Here is a 22,095-nt window from a genome sequence, read left to right on the forward strand (position 1 = left end):
GCGGGTCAGTCGCCCTCCCACGCGCGGTCCTCCTGGGTGAGCCGCTGCTCGCGCTCGGCCACCGACTGCAGGGCGTGCTCGGCCTCCTCGCGGGTGGCGTACGGGCCGAGCCGGTGCCGCTCGGCGCAGCCGTCCCGCGTCTCCACGGTGTGGTGCTTCAGGCAGTAGAACCACGGGCCCTCGGCCATCTGTCCTCCTCGGACGGCGTGCCCGCGCCCGGCGGGCGCGGACGGTCGACTGCAACGGACGGTAGGACCTCAGCCCTTCCCGCGCCGGTCGTCGACCGGGCCCGGGCGGTGGCCGGTGTAGTCCCACAGCGTCACCAGGCCGATGCCCAGCCGCACGCGCAGGTCGTCGGTCAGCTCGACGGACTCGTCCAGCGCGGTGGCCTCCTCCGAGTCCGGGCCGAACGCGGCCGCCATCTCCGCCCGGTGGGCGTCGGTGTCGCGCAGCACGTAGCGGTCGCCGCCGTCGGTGGTCACCACGACGACCGTCACCCGGTCGTTGAGCACGTAGGCGTCGAACTCCTCGGAGACGGCCTCAGACATCGACCATGACCTGGTCGTGCCGGGCGTAGAACGCGGTCATCTCCTCGGGGCTGGGCCTGCGGCCGCTGCGGCGCAGCTCGGCCATCTCGGCGAAGAACGTCTCCCGGGCGATCCCCGGCGTGAAGAGGATGAGGAAGGTGACCGGCTCGTCGGAGTCGTTGCGGAAGCCGTGCACCCCGCGCTCGTGGGCCAGGGCGAAGTCGCCGGCCCGGGCCGGCTGCCACCGGTCCCCGGCGTAGAGCGTCAGCTCGCCGGACACGACGTAGAAGGACTCCGAGAACGTCTGGTGGTAGTGCGGGGCGGCCCCGCCGGAGCGCGGCGCCAGGCGGTACTCCACCAGGCCGAAGCGCCCGGCGGTCACGGCCCCGGGGGCCACCATGCGCAGGGCGGCGGACCCGGCCTCGGTCAGCGGGTGGTCGGCCAGCGTCCGGACGTCGACGAGGCCGGGCTCCAGGTGCGTCACGCCCCCACCCTGGCCCCCGGGCGGGTGTCGTGACCACCCCCTCGTGCGACCCGGCAGGACGACGACGTCCCGGCCCGTCCTCCCGGTACGGCATCCTGCAGCCGTGACAGCCGCACGGGGGGACGGGGGGCCCGCGGCCGCGCCGCCGACGCGGGTGGGCGAGCGCGGGGTGGCGGCGCTGACCGTCGCCGTCCTGCTGGCGACCGGCGCGCTGATGGGGTCGGTCAACCTGCTGGTGGACGGCGTGCTGCGCCCGGGCGCCTCGCGCTGGGTCTACGCCGCGACGATGGTGCTGCTCGTCGCGGTCGCGGTGCCGCTGGCGGTGCGGCGGCGCATCGGCCGCCGGACGATCTTCGGGCTCGTCCTGCTCGGCGACCTGGTCTACCTCGTCGTCGCGCTGTCGATCACCGACCCGACCCGGTACGCGACGCCGCTGATGATGCTGTTCGCCGCCTTCGTCGCGGCGTGGTTCCTCGACGGCTGGATGCTGGTGGTGCACCTCGTGCTGACCCCGGCCGTCGTGGCCGGCGCGCTGTGGGGCAGCTACGACAACCACACGGCCCTGGCCGTGCAGGTGTGCGTCAACGCCGGCGTGCTGGACCTCGCCTCGGCCGGGGTGTTCGTGCTGCGCCGGCGGATCGAGCGGCTGCTCAGCGCCACCCAGCAGCTCTCCCTGCGCGACCCGCTCACCGGCCTGAGCAACCGCCGCCACCTCGAGGAGCAGGCCGGCCGGGTGTGGCGGCAGGCCCGGCGCGACGGCGCCCGCGTGGTGGCCATGGTGCTGGACCTGGACCACTTCAAGCGGCTCAACGACACCCACGGCCACGCCGCCGGGGACGCCGTGCTGCGCGCGGTCGCGGCGGCGCTGTCGGCCGGCGTCCGCCCCACCGACGTGCTCGCCCGCCTGGGCGGCGAGGAGCTCGCGGTGCTGGGCGTGGTCGGCGACGCGGCGGAGGCCAACCGGCTGGCCGAGCGGCTGCGCTCCGCCGTGGCCGCGGCGCGCACCGGCGACGGGCACACCGTGACCGCCTCGATCGGCATCGCGCTGGTCCGCCCGACCGAGGGCGAGGACCCGGCCGACGGCCTGTGGCGGCTGCTCGACGGCGCCGACGCGGCGATGTACCAGGCCAAGCAGGCCGGCCGGGACCGCGTCGCCGCCGTCCTGACCCCGCGCCCGCGCAGCGCCCCCGCGGCCGAGGCGACCGACGACGAGGCCAGCGAGGTCGCCTGACGACATCCCGGACGCATCGCGGCGAGGACCGGGCGAGGAGCGGGTCCGGGCGCGGGGTGGGGCCGTGGGCGTCGCCCGACCGGCGCTCAGCGAGAGCGGACCGGCCGGTTGTCTGCTTCCCTGTCTGCGTGGTCCTGCTCCGCACGCCCCGGGGAGCCCTCCCGGACGCCGATCCGACGCGCGCGGTCCCGCTGCCGCTGCGGGAGCAGGCCGACGTCCGGGACCGCTGGCTGACCCAGCGGCTGCTCGACCTGCTGCCGGGCCTGATGGACGACGCCGGCATCGACCTGTGGCTGGTCGTCGGGCGCGAGAACGCCGAGGACCCCGTGCTGCGCACGTTGTTGCCGGCGACCTGGCTGTCGGCCCGGCGGCGCACGATCCTGGTGCTGCACCGCAGCGACGACGGCGTCACCCCGGTGGCGGTGTCCCGCTACCCGGTGGGCCAGTTCCTGCCGGCCTGGTCGGACGACGAGCGGCCCGGCGAGTCCTACGAGCAGTCGCAGTGGGCCGCGGTGCGCCGGTTCGTCGAGCAGGCCGCGCCGCGGGCCATCGGGATCGACGTCTCCGCCGCGTTCGCCGCCGCCGACGGCCTCTCGCACGCCGACCACGGGCTGCTCGTGGCGGCGCTGGGCCCGTGGGCCGAGCGGCTGGTGTCCGCCGAGTCGCTGGTGGTCCGGTGGCTGGAGACCCGGCTGCCCGAGGAGGTGGACGCCCTGCGGGCGCTCGACGCCCGCCTCCAGGCCGTCGTGGCCGAGGCGTTCACGCCTGGGGTGCTCCGGGTCGGCGAGACGACCGCCGCCGATCTGGCCTGGTGGCTGCGGCAGCGGCTGACCGACCTGGGCCTGGCCCCGTGGTTCCACCCGGTCGTCGACCTGCAGCGCGCCGGGGTCGCGCCCGCCGCCGAGCGGGGCACGCTGCTGCCGGCGGTGCCCTACGACGAGCCGGTCGCCCCCGGCGACCTGGTGCACTGCGACGTCGGCGCGGCCAGCCTCGGGCTGTCCGGGGACCTGCAGCGCACCGCCTACGTGCTGCGCGCGGGCGAGACCGCCGCGCCGCCCGGGCTGGCGCGGGCCTTCGCGCTGGGCACCCGCCTGCAGGACCTCACGACCGCGCAGATGCGGCCCGGCCGCGCCGGCGACGAGGTGCTCGCCGCCACCCGGGCCGCGGCGACGGCCGAGGGGATCGAGGGCGAGGTGTACTCCCACCCGATCGGCGTGCACGGGCACGGCGCGGGCCCGGCGATCGGCCTGTGGGACGAGCAGGACGGCGTCCCCGGGCCCGGCGACGCCCGCCTGCACCCGGGCACGGCCTACGCCCTGGAGCTCAGCGTGCACGTGGCGGTGCCCGAGTGGGGCGGGCAGGGCGTGCGGATGGGCCTGGAGGAGGGCGTCGTCCTCACGCCGGCGGGCGTGGAGTACCTCGGCGACCGGCAGGAGGAGCTGCTGCTGGTCGCCGGCGGCTGACCGGCGGCGCTACTTCTTCTTGCGCGCCTTGGCCGTCTCCTTGCCGTTCGCCTTCTGGATGGCGTCGACCAGTTCCTTCTTCTTCATCTTCGACCGGCCGCGGACGTCGAGCTTCTTGGCCAGCTCGAGCAGGTGCTCCTTGGGCGCGTTGGCGTCGACGCCGCCCTTCGTCTTCTTCCCGGTGCCGACGCCCCCGGCGGCCTGCGCGTCGGAGGGCCCCTTCTTGCCGCCCGCCTTCTGCTCCCAGTGGTCGCCGACCTTCTCGTGGGTGTGCTTGACCGCCGCCCACGCGGTGCGGTTGGCCCGCTCCTCGTCGTCGTAGGAGTCCATCGCGGAGTCGTACGCCTTGGCGAAGGTGCGCTGCACCTTGGCGTCCGACCGCTGCAGGGTGCTGGGCAGCTCGTTCTTCTTGGCCTTGCCGGCCTTCGTCGTCTTCGGCATGGGCTGCGCCTACCCCGCCGTCCCGCCGTCCTCACCTGCGCGGACGGCCCGTCACCCGGTCGAGAGGAACGGCAGCAGCGCCGCGGCCAGCTCGCCGGGCGCCTCCTCGGCGACGTGGTGGCCGCTGTCGAGGGGTCCGCCGCCGCGCAGGTCGTCGGCCCAGCCGGCCCAGATCGCCCGCGGGTCGCCGTGCAGCTCCTCGAGGTCGTCGCGGGCCGACCACAGCACCAGGGTCGGGCAGCGGACCCGGCGGCCGGCCGCGCGGTCGGCCTCCTCGTCCGCCCGGTCGACGGTCAGGCCGGCGCGGTAGTCCTCGAGCATCGCCCGGACCGTGGCGGGGTCGCGCACGGCGGCCACGACGTCGGCGTGGTTCTCCGCCCCCATCGCCTCCGCCTTCCCCGGGGCGTCCAGGCCGTACCAGGCGACCGGGTCGGCGCCGATGGCCCGTTCGGGCTTGTCCGGCTGGGCGAAGAAGAACCAGTGCCACCAGGCGGTGGCGAAGCGGGCGTCGGCGCGGTCGAGGTGCTCGACGATCGGGACGCAGTCGACGACGGCGAGGTGCGTGACCGCGTCGGGGTGGTCCAGCGCCAGCCGCAGCGCGACGTAGCTGCCGCGGTCGTGCCCGATGACGGCGAAGCGCCCGAGCCCCAGCGCCCGCACCAGCGCGGCGACGTCGCCGGCCATCGCCCGCTTCGACTGCTGCCCGTGACCGGGCTCCGGCGGCGGCGCGGTGGACCGGCCGTAGCCGCGCAGGTCCGGGCAGACGACGGTGTGCCCGGCCGCGGCGAGCAGCGGCGCCACCCGGTGCCAGGTGGTGTGCGTGCGCGGGTGGCCGTGCAGCAGCACCACCGGCGGGCCGGCTCCCCCGGTGCGCACCCGGAGGGTGACGTCCTCGGCGACGGCGACCCGCCGCTCCTCGAACCCCGCGAAGGCGCTCACGCCTGGAAGCCGCTCCAGTACGCGCGCTCGTCGTCGGTGAGCGGCCGGCTGGTGTCGGTGGCGAAGTCGAAGAGCACCAGGACGGCGTCGGCCCGGATCGCCACCTCGCCGTCCTGCACCAGCTCCTGGCGCAGGGTCAGCGACCTGGTGCCCAGCCGGAGCACCCGGCTGCGCACGCACAGCCGCTCCCCCACGCGGTAATGGAGCTGGCGCAGGTAGTCGACCTCCAGCCGGGCCAGGATGACGTCGGGCTGCCGGCCGTCCGCCGTGCCCGGCCCGCCGGCGGCGAGGGCCAGCCGCGCGTCCTCCAGCGGCCCGAGCGCGCGGGCGTGGTTGACGTGCCCGTAGGCGTCGGCGTCCCCCCAGCGGAGCTGGACCTCGTGCTCGTGGGCCGGGCGCTCGTGGGCCGGGCGCCCGTGCGGGCCGCTCAGGGGAGGTCCGCCGTCTCCTCGGAGGTGCGGTGGGCGCCCTGCGCGTCGTCCGGGTCGGTGTTCACGGTCCGCTCCTCGGACTCGGCGAGGATCACCTCGGCGGCGACCTCCTCCATGCCGCCGCCCTTGAGCGCCTCCTCCTCGGGCAGCAGCTGGCCGCGGGTGCGGATGTTGTCCTCGGTGACGTTGGCCAGGGCCTCGGGGCTGGGCTGCTTCTGCGTGGTCATGCCGGCCTCCTCAGAATCGCTGCTGCTCGGTGCCCAGGCCGAGCGCCTCGGCGACCTCCTGGACGTTGGTGAAGGTCTGGCCGCCGGGGAGGCGCTGCAGGTCGCCGAGCACCCGGTCGGGTGCGTTGCCCTCCTGGGCCTTGGCGACGAGGGTGTCGCGGTCGGCGGGCCACACCTCCTTGCCCAGGGCCTCGGCGAGCGCGGCGCGGCGCTCGATGCTGCCCGGGTCGGTGCCGGGCGAGGTGGCGGACTGGTGCGGGTCGGTCACGGGGTGCTCCTCGGTCTCGGGCTGCGGGTCACTGGGGCGACGGGGTCGAGTCGTCGGTGTAGCGGAGGATCGCGGCGACCGGGATGTCGCCGGGCATCGCGCCCCGCGGGACGACGACGACCGCCGCGGCGCTCGCCACGGCGGCGGCCAGCAGCGCCCGCTCGGCCGGGACGGAGTGCGCCTGCGTGCTGCCCAGGGCGTCGATGTCGGCCTGGCCGACCCCGAGCTCCATCGGGGAGCCCCCGACCAGCAGCTCCTCGTCGTCCTGCCGGTCGGCGAGCACGAGCGTCTCGACCTGGCCCTTGCGCAGCGCCTCGACGACCGATGCCGTCCCGGTGACGGCGAGGCCGTGCGCGCCGGCCGAGGCGATCTTCTCGACGGTCTCGGCCTCCTCGTGCGCGTCGTGCTCGGCGACCAGCTCGGCGGCGCGGCGGTCGATCGGCTCGCGGTCGGCGCCGGCGGCGCGGCCGCCCTCGTCCGTCGTCACGACGAGGTCCTTCCACACCTCGCCCGCGCGGTCGGTGAGGATCTGCCGCGCCCGGACGTCGCCCGCGACGAGCACGAACCGGGGCGACAGCCGGCGGGCGTAGGAGGTGATCCGCTCGGCCACCTTGTCGGCGTTGTCCTCCCACGAGTTCTCGGCGCTGTTCTGCCAGTGGTCGTGGGCCCAGCCGCCGACCTTGACCTTGCGGATGTGGAACTTCTCGCCGGACACCGACTGCTCCTCCGGCTCCTCGCCGGGCATCCCGATGTAGCTGATGTCGCCGCCGAGCCGGTCGACCACGGCGACGACGTGCGGCACCCGCCCGGGCATCTGGCGCAGCACCGGCAGCAGGTCCGGCGTCGGCGCGTACGCGGCCACCTCCTCCCGCGGCGCGTCGACCAGGGGTTGGTCCAGGACGACCGAGCCGTCGGCGGCGACGACCAGCGCCCGGCCGCGGAGGGTGGCGATCTGGCCGCCGTCGTTGGCCTCCAGCAGCCGGTCGCGGACCGCCGCCACGGCCGCCTCCGGCGCGCCCTGACCGGTCAGCCGCTCGGCGATGGCGCGCACCCGCAGGTCCAGCTCCGTGTCGGCGTTCTCGGTGGTGTGGGTGACGTCGGCGCAGACCGTGGCGTAGGGGCCGCTCGCGGCGAACACCGGTTGCAGGAAGGACACGTCCATGGCGGTGGGGCTACTCCTCGGTCGAACGGGGCCGGGCGGCCGCGGGGGCTGAGCGGCGCGGCTCTCGTACGAGCCGCCTACCCATCGACCCCGTGCTCACACCCGGTGTCGGATCGGGAGGAGGGGGGTAGCGGTCGCCCATGCCCCAGCACGACGAGCTGCCGATCCCGGACTACGACCACCTCCAGGTGGGAGGCCTGGTCTCCCGCATCCGCACCCTGGACGCCGCGGGCCTCGAGACGCTGCTGACCTACGAGCGGTCGCACGCCAACCGCATCCAGGTGGTGAGCGCGATGCAGCACCGGCTGTCGTCCCTCAAGGAGGGCGCGCAGCCCTCCGGCGGCGACCCCGCCGCGACGGGCTCCGACGACCCGGTGGCCGCCCGCGGCGGCTCGAAGGTGTCCGAGGCGACGAGCGGCCCGCCGGTCAACCCGCCGTCCCAGGGCGACCCCACCAACCCGGCCCAGCCGCGGTAGCCGAGCCGCGACCGACCGGGGTGTCGCGCCGCGGCACCCCGGTCAGTCGCCGGCGCTGAAGGTCGCGACGATGTCCATCGCGGCCGGCCCGAGCAGCACGATGAACAGCGTCGGCAGGATGCACAGGATCAGCGGGAAGATCACCTTCACCGGGATCTGCATCGCCTTCTCCTCGGCGCGCTGGCGGCGCTTGAGCCGCATCTCCTGCGCCTGGGTGCGCAGGACGTCGGCGATCGAGACGCCGTAGGCGTCGGCCTGGACGACCGCGCGGATGAACCGCCGCAGGTCCGGGACGCCGGTGCGCTCGGCCAGGGCCAGGTAGGCGTCGCGGCGCGGCTGGCCGACCCCGATGTCCTGCAGGGTGCGCAGCAGCTCCTCGGCGAGCGGGCCCCGCCCGTTGCGGCCGGCGCGGGCCAGCGCCGACTCGAACCCGAGACCCGCCTCGACGGCGATGGTCATCTGGTCGAGGGTGTCGGCGAGCTCGCGGGCGATCGCCTCCTGCCGCTCCTGCCCGCGGCTGTGCAGCAGCAGCTCGGGCAGGAAGTACGCGGTCGTCGTCACCGCCGTGGCCATCAGCACGATCAGCACGCCCGGCGCGGAACTGACCACGAGCGCGCTCAGCGCCGCGGCGATCACGGCGAGGAGGAGCTTGGCGGCGACCACCCGGGGCATCGGCCACGCCGGGGGCCGCCCGGCCGTGGCCAGGAGCCGGTCGACCCGGGCGAACGTGCCGCGCGGGGTGAGCGCGCGGACCAGCCGGGCGCGCAGGCCGGGCCGGGCGCGGCCCGCCGTCGGCCCGGCGGCCGGTCCCGCGTCGATGCCGCGCACCAGGTTCTCCCGGACCGCGGCGGCCCCGGCGCCGGGCCGGGCCAGCACGGCCCAGCCGAGCACGGGGACGGCGACGCCGACCGCGACCGCGGCGGCGAGGACGGGGGTGGGGACGAGGAGGCCGCTCATCAGAACCGGATGCTCACCATCTTCTTGAGCCACAGCCCGCCCCCGACCAGCAGCACGGCGATGACGGCGAGCATCACGTAGCCCGCGGTGGACTCGGTGAACGTGGACAGGTAGTCGGGGTTGGTCAGCGCGATGAAGCCGCTCACCCCGAAGGGCAGCAGCATGAGGACGACCGCGGAGAGCTTGCCCTCGGCCGCCAGCGCCTTGACCTGGCGGCGGATCGCGTTGCGCTCGCGGATGGTGTGGCCGACGACGTCGAGCACCTCGGCCAGGTTGCCGCCGACCTCCCGGTGGATGGCGATGGCCTGCGCGACCCAGGTGAAGTCGTCGCTGCCCATCCGGGCCGCGACCTCGTCCAGCGCCTCGGCGAGGTCGCGGCCGACCCGCGTCTCGTTGACGATGCGGGCGAACTCCTCCGACGTCGGCGCCGCCGCGTCGTGGGAGACCGAGTCGATCGCCCGCAGCAGGCTGTGCCCGGCCCGCAGGCTGCTCGCCATGAGCTGGAGCGAGTCGTCGAGCTGGTCGGCGAAGGTGGCCTGCCGGCGTCCGGTGCGGACGGTGACCAGCAGCCGCGCACCCAGCGGCGCCGGCGCCGCCATCAGCACCGCCACCAGCGGGCCGCCGGCCAGCGCGCCGACCGCACCGAGCACCAGCACCGCCAGCCCGGTGAGCAGCACGAGGTCGGAGAACGACAGGCGCAGACCGGCCTTCTCGAGCGCCGCGGTCCCGGCGGCCATCCGGCCGCGCCGGGCCAGGGCGCGCTCGACGGCCGCCCCGGCGGCGACGCCCACCCCGGCCAGCGCGGACGACGTCGGCGTCACCGTGGGGTCCAGCCGGCTCAGCGGCACCCGGCGCGGCCCCGCCGGGAGGACGACGAGCGCGAGCAGCAGCAGCGCCCCGGAGCAGGCGAGCAGCCCGGCGAACAGCAGCAGCGTCATGCGCCCCAGCCCCGCTGGCGGACCGGCTGCGGCAGGCCGAACACGTGCGGCGACACGGTGATGCCCAGCTCGGTGAAGCGCTCGACGAACCGCGGGCGCACCCCGGTCGGCACCGGCTTGCCGAGGAACCGCCCGGCGGCGTCGACGCCGGCGGAGTAGTCGAAGAGGAAGGCGTCCTGCAGGGTCACCGTCTCCCCCTCCATCCCCTGCACCTCGGTGACGTGGGTGACCCGGCGGGTGCCGTCGCGCAGCCGGGTCAGCTGGACGACGACGTCGACGGCCGAGGCGATCTGCTCGCGGATGGCGCGCAGCGGCAGGTCCATGCCGGCCATGAGCACGAGGGTCTCCAGCCGGGCGATGGCGTCGCGCGGCGAGTTGGCGTGCACCGTGGACAGCGAGCCGTCGTGGCCGGTGTTCATCGCCTGCAGCATGTCCAAGCTCTCGCCGCCGCGGCACTCGCCGACGACGATCCGGTCCGGGCGCATGCGCAGCGAGTTGCGCACCAGGTCGCGGATGGTCACCGCGCCGCGGCCCTCGATGTTGGGCGGCCGGGACTCCAGCCGGACGACGTGGTCCTGCTGCAGCTGCAGCTCGACGGCGTCCTCGATGGTGACGATCCGCTCGCCGTCCGGGATGAAGGAGGACAGGACGTTGAGCAGCGTGGTCTTCCCGGTGCCGGTGCCGCCGGAGACGATGACGTTGAGCCGGGCCTCGACGCAGGCGTGCAGCAGCTCGGCCATCTCCGGCGACAGGGTGCCGAAGCCGATCAGGTCGTCGACGGAGAACGGGTCCTTGGCGAACTTGCGGATGGTCAGCGTCGACCCGCTGAACGCCAGCGGCGGGATGATCGCGTTGACGCGGGAACCGTCGGCCAGGCGTGCGTCGACCAGCGGCGAGGACTCGTCGATCCGCCGTCCCACCCGGGAGACGATCCGGTCGATCACCCGGCGCAGGTGCTCCTCGGAGGTGAAGCGGGCGGCGGTGCGGACCAGCCGGCCGGACTGCTCGACGTAGACCGTCTCCGGGCCGTTCACCATGATCTCGCTGACCGTGTCGTCGTCGAGCAGGCGCTGCAGCGGGCCCAGGCCGAGGACGTCGTCGGCCAGCTCGGCGGTGAGCCGGCCCCGCTCGTCGGCCGACAGCGGGACCCGCTCCTCCTCCACGACCTCGTCGAGCTCGCGGAGCACCAGCGCGCGCAGCTGCTCCTCGGACAGGCTGGGGTCGCTGAGCCGGCTGCCCATGCGCTCGAACAGCGCCTTGGCGACGCGGTCCTTGAGCCGGGCGAGCGCGTCGGTGACCGGCGGCGCGGCCGGGACCGGGGAGAGCGGCCGCGCGGCCGGCCGCGGTGCCGGGACGGGGGCCTGCGCGGCCTCGGGGGCGTCCGGCGCGGCGTGCCGGCCGGCGGCGGCGAGGCGGTCGGCGAGGTTCACGAGGTCCTCCGTCCGATCGGGGTCGCACGGGTGGTCACGAGGCAGCCCGGTGCTTGGCCCGGTACCGGCTGGGCCGGACGATCGGGGTGGCGGAGAAGCGCGCGACCAGCCGGCGCAGCTCCTTGGTCATCGGGTCGCGCCGGCCGCTCTGCAGCAGCGGCACGCCCTCGTTGGTCGACAGCGGCACCGCGGCCGAGCGGGGCAGGACGACGTCCACACCGGTGCCGATCGTGGTCTCGACGTCGCGCACCGAGAGCCCGCCCTTGGGGTCGGCGAAGTTCATGACCACGTGCCGGCCGGCGGGGATCATGCACAGCTCGCGCAGCACGTCGAGTTCCTTGCGCAGCCCCCGCACGCCGGGGACGTCCATCGAGCTGAGCATGACGACGTCGGTGGCCCGGTCCAGCGCGGCGAGCGTCGGCTCGGACAGGCCGGGGGCGGTGTCGACGACGACGTAGCGGAACTCGCGGGCCAGCGCGGCGAGCAGCCGGCTGACGTCCTCGGCGGTGACCCGGTCCCCCGCCGCCGGCGACTCCGCCCCGCAGACGGCGTACAGGCCGGACGGGTGCTGGGTGAGGAAGGTCTTGAGGACCATCGTGTCCTCGCTGGCCGGGCCGTGCACGACGTCGGGCAGCGCGTACTCCGGCACCAGGCCGAGGGCGTAGGCGACGTCCCCGAACTGCACGTCGAGGTCGACCAGCACCGTGGACTGCGGCGCGGCCGCGGTCAGCCCGACGGCGAGGTTGGTCGCGACCGTGGTCTTGCCGACCCCGCCCTTGGGCGAGGCCACGGTGATGACCCGGCCGGTGTAGCGGGCGGTCTCCTCGACCGGGCGCAGCACCCGCCGTCGTCCGGTCGCGGCCGCGCCGGCGCGGTCGATCGCCGCGCGCAGCTCGGCCTGGTCCGCCGAGGGCGGGACCAGGTCGCGGATGCCGGCGCGCATCGCCGCCTGCCACAGCTCCGGGGTCGGGTCGGCGATCAGCACGACGCTGATCCCGGGGCACTGGACGTCGAGCCGGGCGGCCAGGGCCAGCACCTCGGCGGGCGAGGCCGCCGGGCCGATGGCCAGCACCTCGGGCAGCTCGCCGTCCACGAGCTGCTCGAACAGCCGGGCCGGGTCGGCGGGCAGCCGACCCGCCGGCAGGGCGGAGACGTCGCCGTCGGCGGCGGCGTGCACCCGCGCGCTCAGCTCCGCGTCCGCCGCGGCCAGCACGACGCGGCTCATCGGGGGGTGTCCTCGCCGTAGACGTTGCCCTGGGTCAGCACCTGGGTGCCGCCGGTGTCGGTGCCCTCCGGCTCCAGGGAGAGCCACAGCGTGCCGTGCTCCTGGCCGAAGACGATCTGCTCGGCGTCCCGCGGGACGACGGCGAGCGTGACCATCACCGCGGTGTCCGGGGTCTGCGCCGCGGCCTCCTGCACGTCGTCGTCGCCGACCGGCGTCGCGCCCTGGACCTGGGTGACCAGCACCCCGTGCTGCACGGCGTGGGTGGCGGAGGTGCCGTCCTGGAACTTCAGCGAGAGGTAGACCCCGACGGTGTCGCCGGCGGCGAGCCGCCCGCCGACCACCCGCTGCGGGTCGAGCAGCACGCTGATCTCCGACAGCCCCTCGGGGACGGGCACCGTGCCCGGCGTGCCCAGCTGGTCGGGCGAGACGAACCGCGCCGCGAGCAGCTGCTCGCCCGGCTGCAGGTCGACGTCGGCGACCAGGCCGTCGAGCTGGGCGAGGTCGGTGACCCGGCCGTCGACCGCCGTCTTCGCGGGGACCAGCGTGGTGCGCACGAGGTCGTCGAGGGCCTCCCCCGGCGTGCCGGCGGCGATCGGCTCGTCGACGACGAGCACCTCGACGCTCTCCACGCCGTCCAGGGCGCGCGCGTCGGCGCCGCGGACGTAGGCCAGGAGGACCACCGTCCCGACGGCGGCGAGCAGGAGGGCCGCGAGGGCGGCCAGCAGTCGTCTCACTCAGGTCACCTATCGGATGAGGCGGAGGATCTCCGCGCCCAGGTCGGGCGCGGTCGGGGAGGTCGTGAAGTCGTCGGACAGCTCCACCCAGCGGGTGAAGTAGCCGGCGATGCAGCGGTCGTTGCCGGTGCAGGGCCGCGGCGAGGTCTCGAACTGGCCGCCCAGTGCGTAGCCGGTGATCCGGAAGGCCGCGTAGCCGTAGACGTGGTACCAGGCGTTGCTGCCGGTGCCGCCGAACTCGTCGAAGATCGGCAGCAGCACGGTGCGGCCCACCAGGCCGGCGAAGTCGGCGGGGTCGCAGTCCGACGACGGGGTGTTGCCGGTCGAGGAGTAGGAGCGGCCGCCGACGGCGCTCGTGGCGCGGCAGTGGCCGGGGTCGGTGACCAGGTAGCCGAAGCCGCCCGGGACGATGTTGCGCGAGGGCCCGGTGCAGTCGACCGTGCCGGAGGTCTTGGTCAGCCGGATGGTGCGCACCGTCGTCCCCGACGGCATCCCGCCGCCGGTCTGCTGGGCGAACTCGCACCAGGAGAAGGTCAGGGGCAGCCGCGCCGTCCCGGCGGAGGGGGCGCCCCACGTGACCGTGGCGGACGCGCTCACCTGGGTGGCGTCGTAGCCGAGGACCGGCGCGAACCAGTGCTCGGTCGGGTGGCTGCCGGTGACGGTGACGCTGGTCGGGTTGCTGGACAGCACCGGCGGGGCGACGTCCACGTCGCCGGCGTTGGCGGCGACGAGGGCGTCGGCGGTGGCCTGCATGTCCCCGCAGGCGCCGCGGGCGCAGTCCTGGGCGACGGCGAGCGCGGCGGCGTCGGCGGCGACCTGGAGGCGGGCGCGCTCGGCGTACACGGCGCCGACGTCGACGGCGATGGCCCCGAAGCCGAGCAGCGGGATCATGAGCAGGCAGATGAGCACCGCGGCCGCGCCGCGCTCGTCGCCGGTGGCGCGGGCCCGGGCCAGCCGGGTGGTCAGCCGCCGCATCGCATGACCCCCGTGCCGGTGAGGTCCACGGACGCGCCGAGGAGCCCGGTGAGGAAGGGCATGTCGTAGGCGATGGTCAGGCGCACGGTCGTCGTCCCGGTGCCGGTCGGACAGGTGGCGGGCGTGATGGTGATCTGGGCGTTGGTGAGCGCCGGCTCCAGCGAGGAGGCCGCGGAGCGCGCGGCGGCGCGGGCGGCCGCGGGGTCGTTCTGCAGCGCCATGACGCGCACGCCCTCGCGGGCGGCGGCCGAGAGCGTCCCCTGCACCTGGAAGCCGTGGCCGAACTCGACGATGCCGACGACGAGGAGCACCAGCAGCGGCAGGATCAGCGCGAACTCCACCGCGCTGGCGCCGCGCTCGCCGTCCCGGGGTCGCCTCATCGTCCTGCCTCCTTCCGTGGTGTGGGGGTGTGCGACGGCGCGGCGGCCCCGGGGGTGGGGCCGCCGCGCCGGTGGCGGTGCTGCTCGGATCAGTCGCCGGGCAGGGCGTCGATGACGGTCTGGAACATGTCGCCCAGCTGGCCGCCGAGGGTGGCCACGAGGCCGACGATGACGGCGGCGATGAGGCCGACCATGAGGCCGTACTCGACGGCGGTGGCGCCGTCCTCCTCCTTGCGCAGGCGGTCGGAGGCGAGGGCGTAGAGGCTGACGATCGCAGCGAGGGGGTTGAACACGGGGGTGCTCCCTGGGGGTGGGGCCGACCGGGACGGGCCGGGGGTGGCCCGCCGTCGCGGCTGTGGGGAGCGCTTCGGGCCGACGGTTGCGGGCCTTGAGCACCTGTCCACCGGTCGGGTGTGTGCGGTCACCCGACCGCCTGCACCCACCGGGCCGCGCTCACGAGGCGTCACCACCCGACCGTGCAGAACCGGAACAGGAACGCCCGCTCAGCCCGTGGCCGCGACCGCCAGCAGCGCACCCAGGAGCATCGCCGGACCGAACGGCAGCGCGCTGCGCAGCGTGATCCGGCGGGCGGCGAGCAGCACCAGCGCCCCGACCGCCTGGGCGGTGAAGGCGGCCAGCACCCCCAGAAGCAGCGCCGGCCAGCCCAACCAGCCCAGCGGCAGCCCGAGCAGGGCGGCGAGCTTGACGTCGCCCATCCCCAGCTGACCAGGCGCCAGCAGGGCCATCCCGAGGAAGGCGGCGAACAGGACGACGGCGCCGAGCAGCGCCCGGACCAGCGGTGGCCAGGTGCCCTCCGCCGCGGCGGCGAGCGCGAGCAGGGCGGCGACCCCGGCGACCGCCGGCAGCACCACGCGGTCGGGCAGCAGCCGGTGCTGCAGGTCGATGACGGCCAGCAGCACCGATGCGACGGCGAGGACGAGGAAGGCCGGCAGCTCCCAGGCCGGCGCGGGGCGCAGGGCGGCGAGCGCGCACAGCACCGCCGTCGCCACCTCCACCCACGGCGGGCGCACGGCGGGCCGGCCCGGCCCCAGCACCGCCGCCCACGAGGGCCGCGCCGGCCACGGGAAGCGGCCCGCGGCTCGGTTGACGAGCACACCGGCCAGCAGCCCGCCCAGGCCGGCGACGACGCCCGCGAGGGCGGTCATCGGCGGGTGCGGGGCGGGACGGCGAGCACGGCGGACACCCTCGCACGGTGCGGTCCTCGGGGGACGCTGCCGCGCCCGTCCTGGGGACGACGCCCGCCCGGCGAGGACGCCCACACCCGCCGCCGGACCTCCGCGGCGCCTCGTCAAGGGACGCCGGGAGACACCGTCAGCTGGACGTAGATGTCCCTCAAGGCGGCTTCAGGGACATCGATCCGGGGCAGTGAGGCGCTTCCGGTCAGCCGTTCCAGTTCGAGATCTACTTCTCGAAGCGCTCCAGCACGCCCCGCCACGGCTCCCCGGTGCGATGCCCACGCTGTGTTGCTGCAGCGAGCCGGTGATCCGTCCACGGCCGCGACCGCCCGGTCGCCACCGGCATCAGCGGTCCCGTGAGGGACGACATCGCCACAGGACGCCTGACGCCGCACCGTTCGCGACTCACCAAGTCGTGACGAGAGCTCTCTACGAACACGACCCAACGCGCACATGCGGCCAGGACTTGACGCCTCACTTGCATTTTGCAAGCGTGACCGCATGAGCCTCTTCATCACCTGCCCGGTCGAGAACGTCCAGCGCGCCACCGCCTTCTACACCGCCCTCGGCTGGACCCTCAACGCCGAGATGTCCGACCACAACGTGTCGTGCTTCGCGATCGCGCCCGAGCAGTACGTCATGCTCGGCAGCCGCGAGATGTACGCGAGCGTCGGCGGCGTCGGGGAGCTGGTCGGCGGACCCCACACGCCCTCGAAGGTCACCGTCTCGTTCGACCTGGGCAGCCGCGAGGCCGTCGACGAGCTCACCGAGCGCGCCCGCGCTGCCGGCGGGCGGATCGGTGACACCGACGACTACCCCTTCATGTACCAGCGCCAGTTCGACGACCTCGACGGATATCACTACTCGCCGTTCTGGATGAAGCCGGACGCCGATCCGACCGCATGAGCGACCTCGCCGCAGCGCTCGACGTCGTCGGAGCCCGGTGGGCCCTCCTGGTCGTGGAGCGGCTGCTCGACGGGCCGCAACGCTACGGCGATCTGCAGCGCGACCTCGGAGTGCCCACGAACATGCTCGCGACCCGCCTGCGCGAGCTCGAAGCGGCCGGCGTACTGACCCGTCTGCCGCTCCGGCACAACACCCGGGCCTACACGCTGACCGATCGCGGGCTCGCCTTGCGCGAGGCGATCGTCGCGCTCGCACGCTGGGGGGCCGAGCGCGCCTAGGTGTGGCGGGGAATGTCGATGCGCCACAGGGGCTCAGCCGTGGCGGGGCCTGTCCCATAGTCGGCCGCTCAGGGCGACCACCGCCCAGGGTTCGCGCCACATGCGGCTCCACGAGCACATCGACCCGCCCGCCCACGGGCTGACTGTGCGGCGCCTGGTCTGCCGCCGTGTCCAGCGGCGAGGGGCCTGAGCTGGTCCGCGCTGTCGTCCTCGAGGCCGACGAGGAGAGCCGCACCGTCTTCAGGGCCGGCGCCCGGTCCGTCGCGTCGTACGTAGCTCCCTTCCCGCGTCCGCGGGCCGACCGGGTGCGGCCCGGCCACCTGGTCGCTCTGTGCGGCGTCGCCCAGCGGCCGTCCGTGGTCTGGCGGTGGTTCGACGCCGTCGTGCTCGGTGCGACGGCGGACGGCGTCCGGCTCTGGGAACCCCTGCACGGTGAGATCACGGCGCGCCCTCAGGACCCTCACGCGGTGCTGCCACCGGGCAGCCGGGCCCTGTGTCCGCGGGGCCTCCCCGGAGCGGACTGGTGGCTGGCCGGGCCAGTGGGTGGGCCGCCGGAGCAGGCCCGTGCAGAGCTGGCGGAGGTCCGGCGGTTCCTCCTAGAGCTCGGTCTCCGCGACGTGCTGTGAGCGGCGCGCGGACAGCTCCGGTCCCACACGGAGGTCGCGGCCCCGGGGGGATGCCGGATTCTTCCGGACCCCGGTGAGGGGATCGGCGTCGACGCCGGCGCACCGCTCTCACGAGGGCGTTTCCCGCCCGCGGAGCTGCTAGCGTCCGCACGCCCCCGCCCGTCGCGGTCGCTCGAGAGGTTCGCGGTGCCGGACACCACTTGCCACATGTCCATCTCGCTGGACGGCTTCGTCGCCGGGCCCGACCAGAGCCGCGACGACCCCCTGGGCAGGCGGGGCCGGGAGGTGCACGCCTGGCACATCGGCGACCCGCGGGCCAACGACGCCGACCGGATCGCGAACGGGTGGCTCATGCGGCCGCGGGGCGCGTACGTGATGGGCCGGAACATGTTCGGCCCGGTCCGCGGGCCCTGGGACGAGGAGTGGACCGGCTGGTGGGGCCCCGAACCGCCGTACCACGCGCCGGTGTTCGTGCTGACCCACCACGCGCACGACCCGATCCCGATGGAGGGCGGCACGACCTTCCACTTCGTCACCAGGGGCTTCGACGCGGCCTACGCCGCGGCCCGCGAGGCCGCCGGGGACCAGGGCGTGGACATCGCGGGCGGGGCCTCGACCGTCCGCCAGGCACTGGCCGCCGGCGTGATCGACGAGTTGACCCTCGACGTCGCACCGGTCCTGCTCGGCTCGGGCGAGCGGATCTTCGACGGGGTCGGGTCCTTCGGCTTCGAGCCCGTCGAGGTGCTCCACTCGCCGCTGGCCACGCACATCCGCTACCGCCGGGTCGGCTGAGCCCGCGCCGACGCGGGACGGTCAGGCGGGCCGCGTCTCCCGCAGGGACGCGAAGACGACGACGTTGTCCTCGTAGCTGCCGGCCGCCCGGTCGAAGTCCCCGCCGCAGGTGATCAGCCGCAGCTGCGGGTCCGGGGTGTTGCCGTAGACCTCGATGGTCGGGAAGTCGTCCTTCGGGTGGCGCTCGACCCGGTCGACGGCGAAGACGGCGACGGTCCCGTCCTCGCGGGTCACCTCCACCTCGTCGCCCGGCACCAGGGCGCCCAGGTCGTAGAAGACGCCGGGCCCGTACTCGGCGGAGTCGACGTGCCCGAGGAGCACCGCGGGCCCGACGGCCCCGGGAGCGGGACCGGGCTCGTACCAGCCGGCGCGGTCGTCGGCCTCCAGCGGCGGCACCTCCACGGTGCCGTCGCCGTTGAGACCCAGCCGCATGAGGTCGCTGGTCACGTCGATCGCGGGCACCGACACCGACACGGGCGCGACGACCGGGTCGGGCGACGGCGTCGGGACCCCCGCCGACGACGGCGTCGGGACGCCGTCCTCCGCCGGCGCGGGCGGGGCGGACGTGGTGGTCCCGGCCGCGGCGCGCGCCGGCTGCGGCGGGGACTGCTGACCGGCCAGCGCGATCGTCAGGGCGACCGCCCCGACGACGGTCAGCGCCAGGGCGGCCAGCAGCCAGGCGCGCGGTCGGCGGGGGCGTCGCTCGGTCACGGGGGTTCCCTCCGGAGGAGTAGGGAGGCGCCGGCCGGGGCCGTGCCGCGCGGGAGGAGGCGCCGCGCGGCACGGCGTCCGGTCAGGCCTGGTGGGCCCGGCGGCGGTACGCGACGGCGCCGGCCACGGCCGCGCCGGCGAGGGCGACCGCGCCCACGCCCAGGGCGGCCTGCTGCTCGACGCCCGCCGTGCTGCCCCCGCCGGTCTCGGCGCCGCCGCTGGGCGCGGTGCCCATCTGGGCGGCGGTCAGCGTGCCGCAGGCCGCCGGGGCGGTGGCCTCCATCGGCAGGGTCGGGTCGAGGTCGCTCATGACCGAGCCGTCGTAGGTGCCGCTGCCGTCCTTGTCGACGCCGTGCAGGACGAGCACGGCGGTGCCCGCCTCGAACGACGCCGCGACGTCCGGCGTCACCTCGAACGTGCGCTCGTAGGCGATGGTCCCGTCCGTCGGGAACCGGTCGATCGCCAGGCCGCTGTCAGGGCCGGTGTCGCCGGACGTGGTCAGCGAGCTGCCGATGGCGCCGTAGTAGGGCACGCCCTCGGAGACGCTGACGAAGCCGTCGCCGTTCGCGTCGTCGGCGTCGGTCGGGCACTGGCCCTGGGCGCCGATGTGGACGTGCTGGGCGTGCGGCGCACCGGCCAGCAGGCCCGAGGCGTCGATCATCACCGTGGCGGTGGTGCCGTCGAGCGTCACCATGCCGGTGCCGGTCACCCCCGACGCGTTCAGGGCGCCGAGGTCGGCCTGGTAGGTGTGTGCGCCCTCGTGGGCAGAGGCGGCGGTGGCCGTCAGCAGCGGGAACGCGGCTGCGGCGAGGGCGACGGTGGGCAGGGCGAGGGTCTTGCGCACGGGGTTCTCCTTCGAACGCGGGGTGCGACACCACCCGCCGGGAGGCGAGGGGCGGCCTGCACGGACGGCGCCCCGGCTCTCGACCGGGGGCGGTCGCCGTCCACGTGGCGGGGTTCGCCGCCGGCGGCTCGATCGGTTCATCCCGGATCGGGTACGACCCGATGGTGTACGAGCCCATGTCGCGCGATTGGACCGCCCGGCCGGTGGGCAGGGCCGCCTCTCAGGCCGACGTCCCGCGCCGCGGGCCCGGCGAACCGTCAGGACAGGAGCGGCCGAATGCCGCACGTGGACCTCCAGAGACACGCCCGCCCGCACCGGGGCCGCCGGGGGGTCGCGGCACTGCTGACCGGCCTCGCCGCGACCGGCCTGCTGCTCCTCACCGGCACGGCGCCCGCCTCGGCGCACGACGCCCTGGTCGCCGCGACCCCCGCCGACGGTGGAGCCGTGCCGACCGCCCCCGCGGCGGTCACGCTGCAGTTCAGCGGGGTCGTCCAGGAGCTGGGCGCGGAGGTGGTCGTCACCGGGCCGGACGGCGCCGCGGTCGGCCGGGGTGAGCCGCAGGTCGTCGACGCGACCCTCACCCAGCCGCTGGCGCCCGGCCTGCCCGCCGGCACCTACTCGGTCGCGTGGCGGGTCACCTCGGCCGACGGCCACCCCGTCTCCGGCAGCACCGCCTTCACCGTCACCGGCGGCACGACCGGGCCCGTGCAGGAGGCGTCCGCGGCCCGCCCGGCCGGGTCCTCGTCCTCCGGCGCCTGGATCGCCGTCGGCGCCGGGGCCGTCCTCCTGGTCGCGCTCCTGGTGGCGGCCCGCTCGCTGCGCAGGCGCGCGTGACGGCGCTGCTCCCCCGCCCCGCCCCGGCCGCCGAGGGGACGACGCCGGCGCGCCGGCCGCCGCTCGGGCTGCTCGGCGCGGGCGCGCTGGGGCTGGGCGCCGTCCTCGTGCTGGCGCTCGTCGCCGGCGGCGCGGCGCCGGCCGGGGCCGCGCCGGGCCTGTCGGGACCCGGTGCGCTGGTCGACTGGGGGCTGCCGGTCGCCACGCTCGCCGTCCGCGTCGCCGCCCTCGGCACCGTCGGCACGCTGCTGTTCGCCGCCGTCCTGCTGCCCGGGCCGGTGCTCCCCGGGCCCGGGGGGGGGGGGGGGGGGGGGGGGCGGCGGGGGGGGGGGGGGGGGGGGGGGGGCGGGGTGGGGGGGGGGGCGGGGGCGGGGTTCGCGCGGGTGGCGGGGGCGCACGGCGACGGCGCGTTCCGGCCCGGCCGGGAACGCCACGACCACCAGCCGGGCGGGCAGGGGGGCGGGCCGCCCGGGGCCCCGCGCGCCGCGCGGGCCGCCTCCCGCTGGGCCTCGGCCTGGGCGGTCGCCGTCGTCGCCGAGGCCGCGCTCGAGCTGAGCCGCCTGGTCGGCGTGCCGCCGTGGCGGCTGACCGGGGACTCGGTGCACGTCTTCCTGCTCCAGCTCCCCGCCGGGGACGCCGCCTTCGGCGCGGGCACCGCGGCCGTCGCCGTCGCCGTGGGCGCCCGGCGGAGCGCCGGCTCGGGGGCGGCGGTGCTGCTGCTCCTCGTCGCCGGCGCCGGCGTCGTGCTGCCCACCGTGCTGACCGGCCACTCCGCGGCCGCCGAGGACCACCTACTGACCACCGCCACCCTCGCCGTGCACGTCCTCGCGGCCTGCGTGTGGGTGGGCGGGCTGCTCGCCGTCCTGGTCCACGGCCGTGGTCCGGACCTGCCGCGGGTGGCCGCGCGGTTCAGCGCCGTGGCGCTGGTCGCCGCGGCCGCCGTGGGCGCCTCGGGTCTGCTGGCGGCCGGGCTGGTCCTGGACGAGGGCGCGGGCCTGCTCCCCGGCCTGGCCTCCGGCTACGGACTGCTGCTGGCCGGCAAGACGGCCGCGCTGGTCGCGCTGCTGGCCTTCGGCCGGCACCACCGCCGGCGCACGCTCCCGCGGCTCGCCGCGGGCCGGCCGGGCGACTTCCGCCGGTTCGCCGCCGTCGAGACCGCCGTCATGCTGGCGACGGTGGCCCTGGCCGTGGCGCTGTCGGCCTCTCCTCCCCCGGCCGCGGCCGGGCCGGGAGGCGCGGCGGCGGAGGGCGCCGCGGGCGCGGCGACCCCGCCCGCGGCCGCGGGTGCCGAGGCGCAGGGCGGGTCCACCCCGCCGCCGGGTCACGACCACGGCGACCTGTCGGTGCCCGTCCTCGTCGACCCGACCGGCGTCACGGTCACCGGGTCCGTCGCGCCCGGAGCCGTGGTGACGGTGCACAACCCGACCGACGCCGACGTGACGCTCACGGCCGACGACGGCTCCTTCGACGCCCGCATCCCGGCGGGCAGCCTGACCTCCTTCCGCGCGCCCGACCGGCCGGGCAGCTACCCCTTCACCAGCCGGCACGCTCCCGGTTCCTCCGGGGTGCTCGTCGTCTCGTGACGGCCGCGGGGCGGCACGCGACGGTCCTGTCGTCCCC

28 protein-coding genes are annotated in these 22,095 nt (G+C 76.1%); 8 read left to right on the top strand and 20 right to left on the bottom strand.

The features are described 5' to 3' along the window. Nucleotides 1-5: 5 nt before the first annotated feature. The 3 genes from ACI79F_RS16150 to ACI79F_RS16160 form a co-directional block, all read right to left on the bottom strand. On the bottom strand, nt 6-188 hold the full coding sequence (locus ACI79F_RS16150) for a hypothetical protein (RefSeq protein WP_456544933.1): 183 nt from the start codon (nt 186-188) through the stop codon (nt 6-8). 69 nt (nt 189-257) lie between these two features. After that, on the bottom strand, nt 258-548 hold the full coding sequence (locus tag ACI79F_RS16155) for a hypothetical protein (protein WP_456544934.1): 291 nt from the start codon (nt 546-548) through the stop codon (nt 258-260). After that, nucleotides 541-1,011, bottom strand: a complete 471-nt coding sequence (locus ACI79F_RS16160) for a cupin domain-containing protein (RefSeq protein WP_456544935.1) — start codon at nt 1,009-1,011, stop codon at nt 541-543. Before ACI79F_RS16160 ends, ACI79F_RS16155 begins: the two co-directional genes overlap by 8 nt. Nucleotides 1,012-1,114: 103 nt before the next feature. Here ACI79F_RS16160 and ACI79F_RS16165 point away from each other — a divergent pair, with 103 nt between their 5' ends. Both ACI79F_RS16165 and ACI79F_RS16170 read left to right on the top strand, forming a co-directional pair. Continuing rightward, on the top strand, nt 1,115-2,242 hold the full coding sequence (locus tag ACI79F_RS16165; protein ID WP_456544936.1) for a diguanylate cyclase domain-containing protein: 1,128 nt from the start codon (nt 1,115-1,117) through the stop codon (nt 2,240-2,242). 128 nt (nt 2,243-2,370) lie between these two features. After that, nucleotides 2,371-3,705: a M24 family metallopeptidase gene (locus ACI79F_RS16170; protein ID WP_456544937.1), complete on the top strand. Its 1,335-nt coding sequence runs from the start codon at nt 2,371-2,373 to the stop codon at nt 3,703-3,705. 9 nt (nt 3,706-3,714) lie between these two features. On the opposite strand, the gene ACI79F_RS16175 is transcribed toward ACI79F_RS16170, so the two are convergent. Genes ACI79F_RS16175 through ACI79F_RS16200 form a run of 6 tightly spaced genes read right to left on the bottom strand, consistent with a single transcriptional unit; the run spans nt 3,715 to nt 7,173 of the window. After that, nucleotides 3,715-4,146 carry a ChaB family protein gene (locus ACI79F_RS16175; RefSeq protein ID WP_456544938.1) on the bottom strand — a complete coding sequence of 144 codons (432 nt, stop codon included), beginning with the start codon at nt 4,144-4,146 and terminating at the stop codon, nt 3,715-3,717. A 51-nt stretch (nt 4,147-4,197) separates the two neighbouring features. Next, a complete protein-coding gene (locus tag ACI79F_RS16180; RefSeq protein ID WP_456544939.1) occupies nt 4,198-5,085 on the bottom strand; it encodes an alpha/beta fold hydrolase in 888 nt (295 codons plus the stop codon). Then, on the bottom strand, nt 5,082-5,516 hold the full coding sequence (locus ACI79F_RS16185; protein ID WP_456544982.1) for an acyl-CoA thioesterase: 435 nt from the start codon (nt 5,514-5,516) through the stop codon (nt 5,082-5,084). Before ACI79F_RS16185 ends, ACI79F_RS16180 begins: the two co-directional genes overlap by 4 nt. Then, the gene (locus ACI79F_RS16190) at nt 5,513-5,743 is read right to left on the bottom strand and encodes a hypothetical protein (RefSeq protein WP_456544940.1); all 231 of its coding nucleotides are present in this window, start codon (nt 5,741-5,743) and stop codon (nt 5,513-5,515) included. The genes ACI79F_RS16185 and ACI79F_RS16190 overlap by 4 nt, the downstream gene beginning before the upstream one ends. 10 nt (nt 5,744-5,753) lie before the next feature. Beyond that, nucleotides 5,754-6,011, bottom strand: a complete 258-nt coding sequence (locus tag ACI79F_RS16195; RefSeq protein ID WP_456544941.1) for a DUF2795 domain-containing protein — start codon at nt 6,009-6,011, stop codon at nt 5,754-5,756. A 28-nt stretch (nt 6,012-6,039) separates the two neighbouring features. After that, the gene (locus ACI79F_RS16200; RefSeq protein ID WP_456544942.1) at nt 6,040-7,173 is read right to left on the bottom strand and encodes a baeRF2 domain-containing protein; all 1,134 of its coding nucleotides are present in this window, start codon (nt 7,171-7,173) and stop codon (nt 6,040-6,042) included. A 140-nt stretch (nt 7,174-7,313) separates the two neighbouring features. Here ACI79F_RS16200 and ACI79F_RS16205 point away from each other — a divergent pair, with 140 nt between their 5' ends. Further along, nucleotides 7,314-7,649 (top strand): hypothetical protein, encoded by a 336-nt coding sequence (locus ACI79F_RS16205; RefSeq protein ID WP_456544943.1) that lies wholly within the window; start codon nt 7,314-7,316, stop codon nt 7,647-7,649. 42 nt (nt 7,650-7,691) lie between these two features. Here ACI79F_RS16205 and ACI79F_RS16210 read toward each other — a convergent pair whose 3' ends face one another. From ACI79F_RS16210 to ACI79F_RS16250, 9 genes are all read right to left on the bottom strand, one after another. Then, a complete protein-coding gene (locus ACI79F_RS16210) occupies nt 7,692-8,606 on the bottom strand; it encodes a type II secretion system F family protein (RefSeq protein WP_456544944.1) in 915 nt (304 codons plus the stop codon). Next, on the bottom strand, nt 8,606-9,544 hold the full coding sequence (locus tag ACI79F_RS16215; RefSeq protein ID WP_456544945.1) for a type II secretion system F family protein: 939 nt from the start codon (nt 9,542-9,544) through the stop codon (nt 8,606-8,608). Before ACI79F_RS16215 ends, ACI79F_RS16210 begins: the two co-directional genes overlap by 1 nt. Then, a complete protein-coding gene (locus tag ACI79F_RS16220) occupies nt 9,541-10,974 on the bottom strand; it encodes a CpaF family protein (RefSeq protein ID WP_456544946.1) in 1,434 nt (477 codons plus the stop codon). Before ACI79F_RS16220 ends, ACI79F_RS16215 begins: the two co-directional genes overlap by 4 nt. A 34-nt stretch (nt 10,975-11,008) precedes the next feature. Then, nucleotides 11,009-12,199, bottom strand: coding sequence for an AAA family ATPase (locus ACI79F_RS16225; RefSeq protein WP_456544947.1), 1,191 nt, complete (start codon nt 12,197-12,199; stop codon nt 11,009-11,011). Continuing rightward, nucleotides 12,196-12,933, bottom strand: coding sequence for a Flp pilus assembly protein CpaB (gene cpaB, locus ACI79F_RS16230; protein ID WP_456544948.1), 738 nt, complete (start codon nt 12,931-12,933; stop codon nt 12,196-12,198). The genes ACI79F_RS16225 and cpaB overlap by 4 nt, the downstream gene beginning before the upstream one ends. 9 nt (nt 12,934-12,942) lie before the next feature. Continuing rightward, nucleotides 12,943-13,908, bottom strand: coding sequence for a pilus assembly protein TadG-related protein (locus ACI79F_RS16235; protein ID WP_456544949.1), 966 nt, complete (start codon nt 13,906-13,908; stop codon nt 12,943-12,945). Beyond that, nucleotides 13,896-14,288, bottom strand: a complete 393-nt coding sequence (locus ACI79F_RS16240) for a TadE/TadG family type IV pilus assembly protein (protein WP_456544950.1) — start codon at nt 14,286-14,288, stop codon at nt 13,896-13,898. The genes ACI79F_RS16235 and ACI79F_RS16240 overlap by 13 nt, the downstream gene beginning before the upstream one ends. Before the next feature lie 89 nt (nt 14,289-14,377). Then, a complete protein-coding gene (locus tag ACI79F_RS16245; protein WP_456544951.1) occupies nt 14,378-14,581 on the bottom strand; it encodes a Flp family type IVb pilin in 204 nt (67 codons plus the stop codon). A 210-nt stretch (nt 14,582-14,791) separates the two neighbouring features. After that, complete coding sequence (locus ACI79F_RS16250; RefSeq protein WP_456544952.1) at nt 14,792-15,454, bottom strand: prepilin peptidase; 663 nt, start codon at nt 15,452-15,454, stop codon at nt 14,792-14,794. A 531-nt stretch (nt 15,455-15,985) separates the two neighbouring features. On the opposite strand from ACI79F_RS16250, the gene ACI79F_RS16255 reads away from it, so the two are divergent. The 3 genes from ACI79F_RS16255 to ACI79F_RS16265 all read left to right on the top strand — a co-directional run bounded on the left by ACI79F_RS16255 (nt 15,986) and on the right by ACI79F_RS16265 (nt 18,086). Next, on the top strand, nt 15,986-16,390 hold the full coding sequence (locus ACI79F_RS16255) for a VOC family protein (RefSeq protein WP_456544953.1): 405 nt from the start codon (nt 15,986-15,988) through the stop codon (nt 16,388-16,390). After that, nucleotides 16,387-16,668 carry a winged helix-turn-helix transcriptional regulator gene (locus ACI79F_RS16260; RefSeq protein ID WP_456544954.1) on the top strand — a complete coding sequence of 94 codons (282 nt, stop codon included), beginning with the start codon at nt 16,387-16,389 and terminating at the stop codon, nt 16,666-16,668. Before ACI79F_RS16255 ends, ACI79F_RS16260 begins: the two co-directional genes overlap by 4 nt. Nucleotides 16,669-17,501: 833 nt before the next feature. Further along, nucleotides 17,502-18,086: a dihydrofolate reductase family protein gene (locus ACI79F_RS16265; RefSeq protein ID WP_456544955.1), complete on the top strand. Its 585-nt coding sequence runs from the start codon at nt 17,502-17,504 to the stop codon at nt 18,084-18,086. A gap of 21 nt (nt 18,087-18,107) precedes the next feature. Here the strand turns inward: ACI79F_RS16265 and ACI79F_RS16270 are convergent, their stop codons facing one another. Next, nucleotides 18,108-18,797 carry a class F sortase gene (locus ACI79F_RS16270; RefSeq protein WP_456544956.1) on the bottom strand — a complete coding sequence of 230 codons (690 nt, stop codon included), beginning with the start codon at nt 18,795-18,797 and terminating at the stop codon, nt 18,108-18,110. Nucleotides 18,798-18,879: 82 nt separating this feature from the next. After that, nucleotides 18,880-19,641, bottom strand: coding sequence for a hypothetical protein (locus ACI79F_RS16275; RefSeq protein WP_456544957.1), 762 nt, complete (start codon nt 19,639-19,641; stop codon nt 18,880-18,882). Between the two features lie 285 nt (nt 19,642-19,926). Here ACI79F_RS16275 and ACI79F_RS16280 point away from each other — a divergent pair, with 285 nt between their 5' ends. Together ACI79F_RS16280 and ACI79F_RS16285 are read left to right on the top strand one after the other, a co-directional pair. Further along, complete coding sequence (locus tag ACI79F_RS16280) at nt 19,927-20,475, top strand: copper resistance CopC family protein (RefSeq protein WP_456544958.1); 549 nt, start codon at nt 19,927-19,929, stop codon at nt 20,473-20,475. Beyond that, nucleotides 20,472-22,058, top strand: coding sequence for a CopD family protein (locus ACI79F_RS16285; RefSeq protein WP_456578919.1), 1,587 nt, complete (start codon nt 20,472-20,474; stop codon nt 22,056-22,058). The genes ACI79F_RS16280 and ACI79F_RS16285 overlap by 4 nt, the downstream gene beginning before the upstream one ends. The last annotated feature ends 37 nt before the right edge of the window (nt 22,059-22,095 follow it).

This window comes from Blastococcus sp. SYSU D00868, assembly GCF_054050575.1.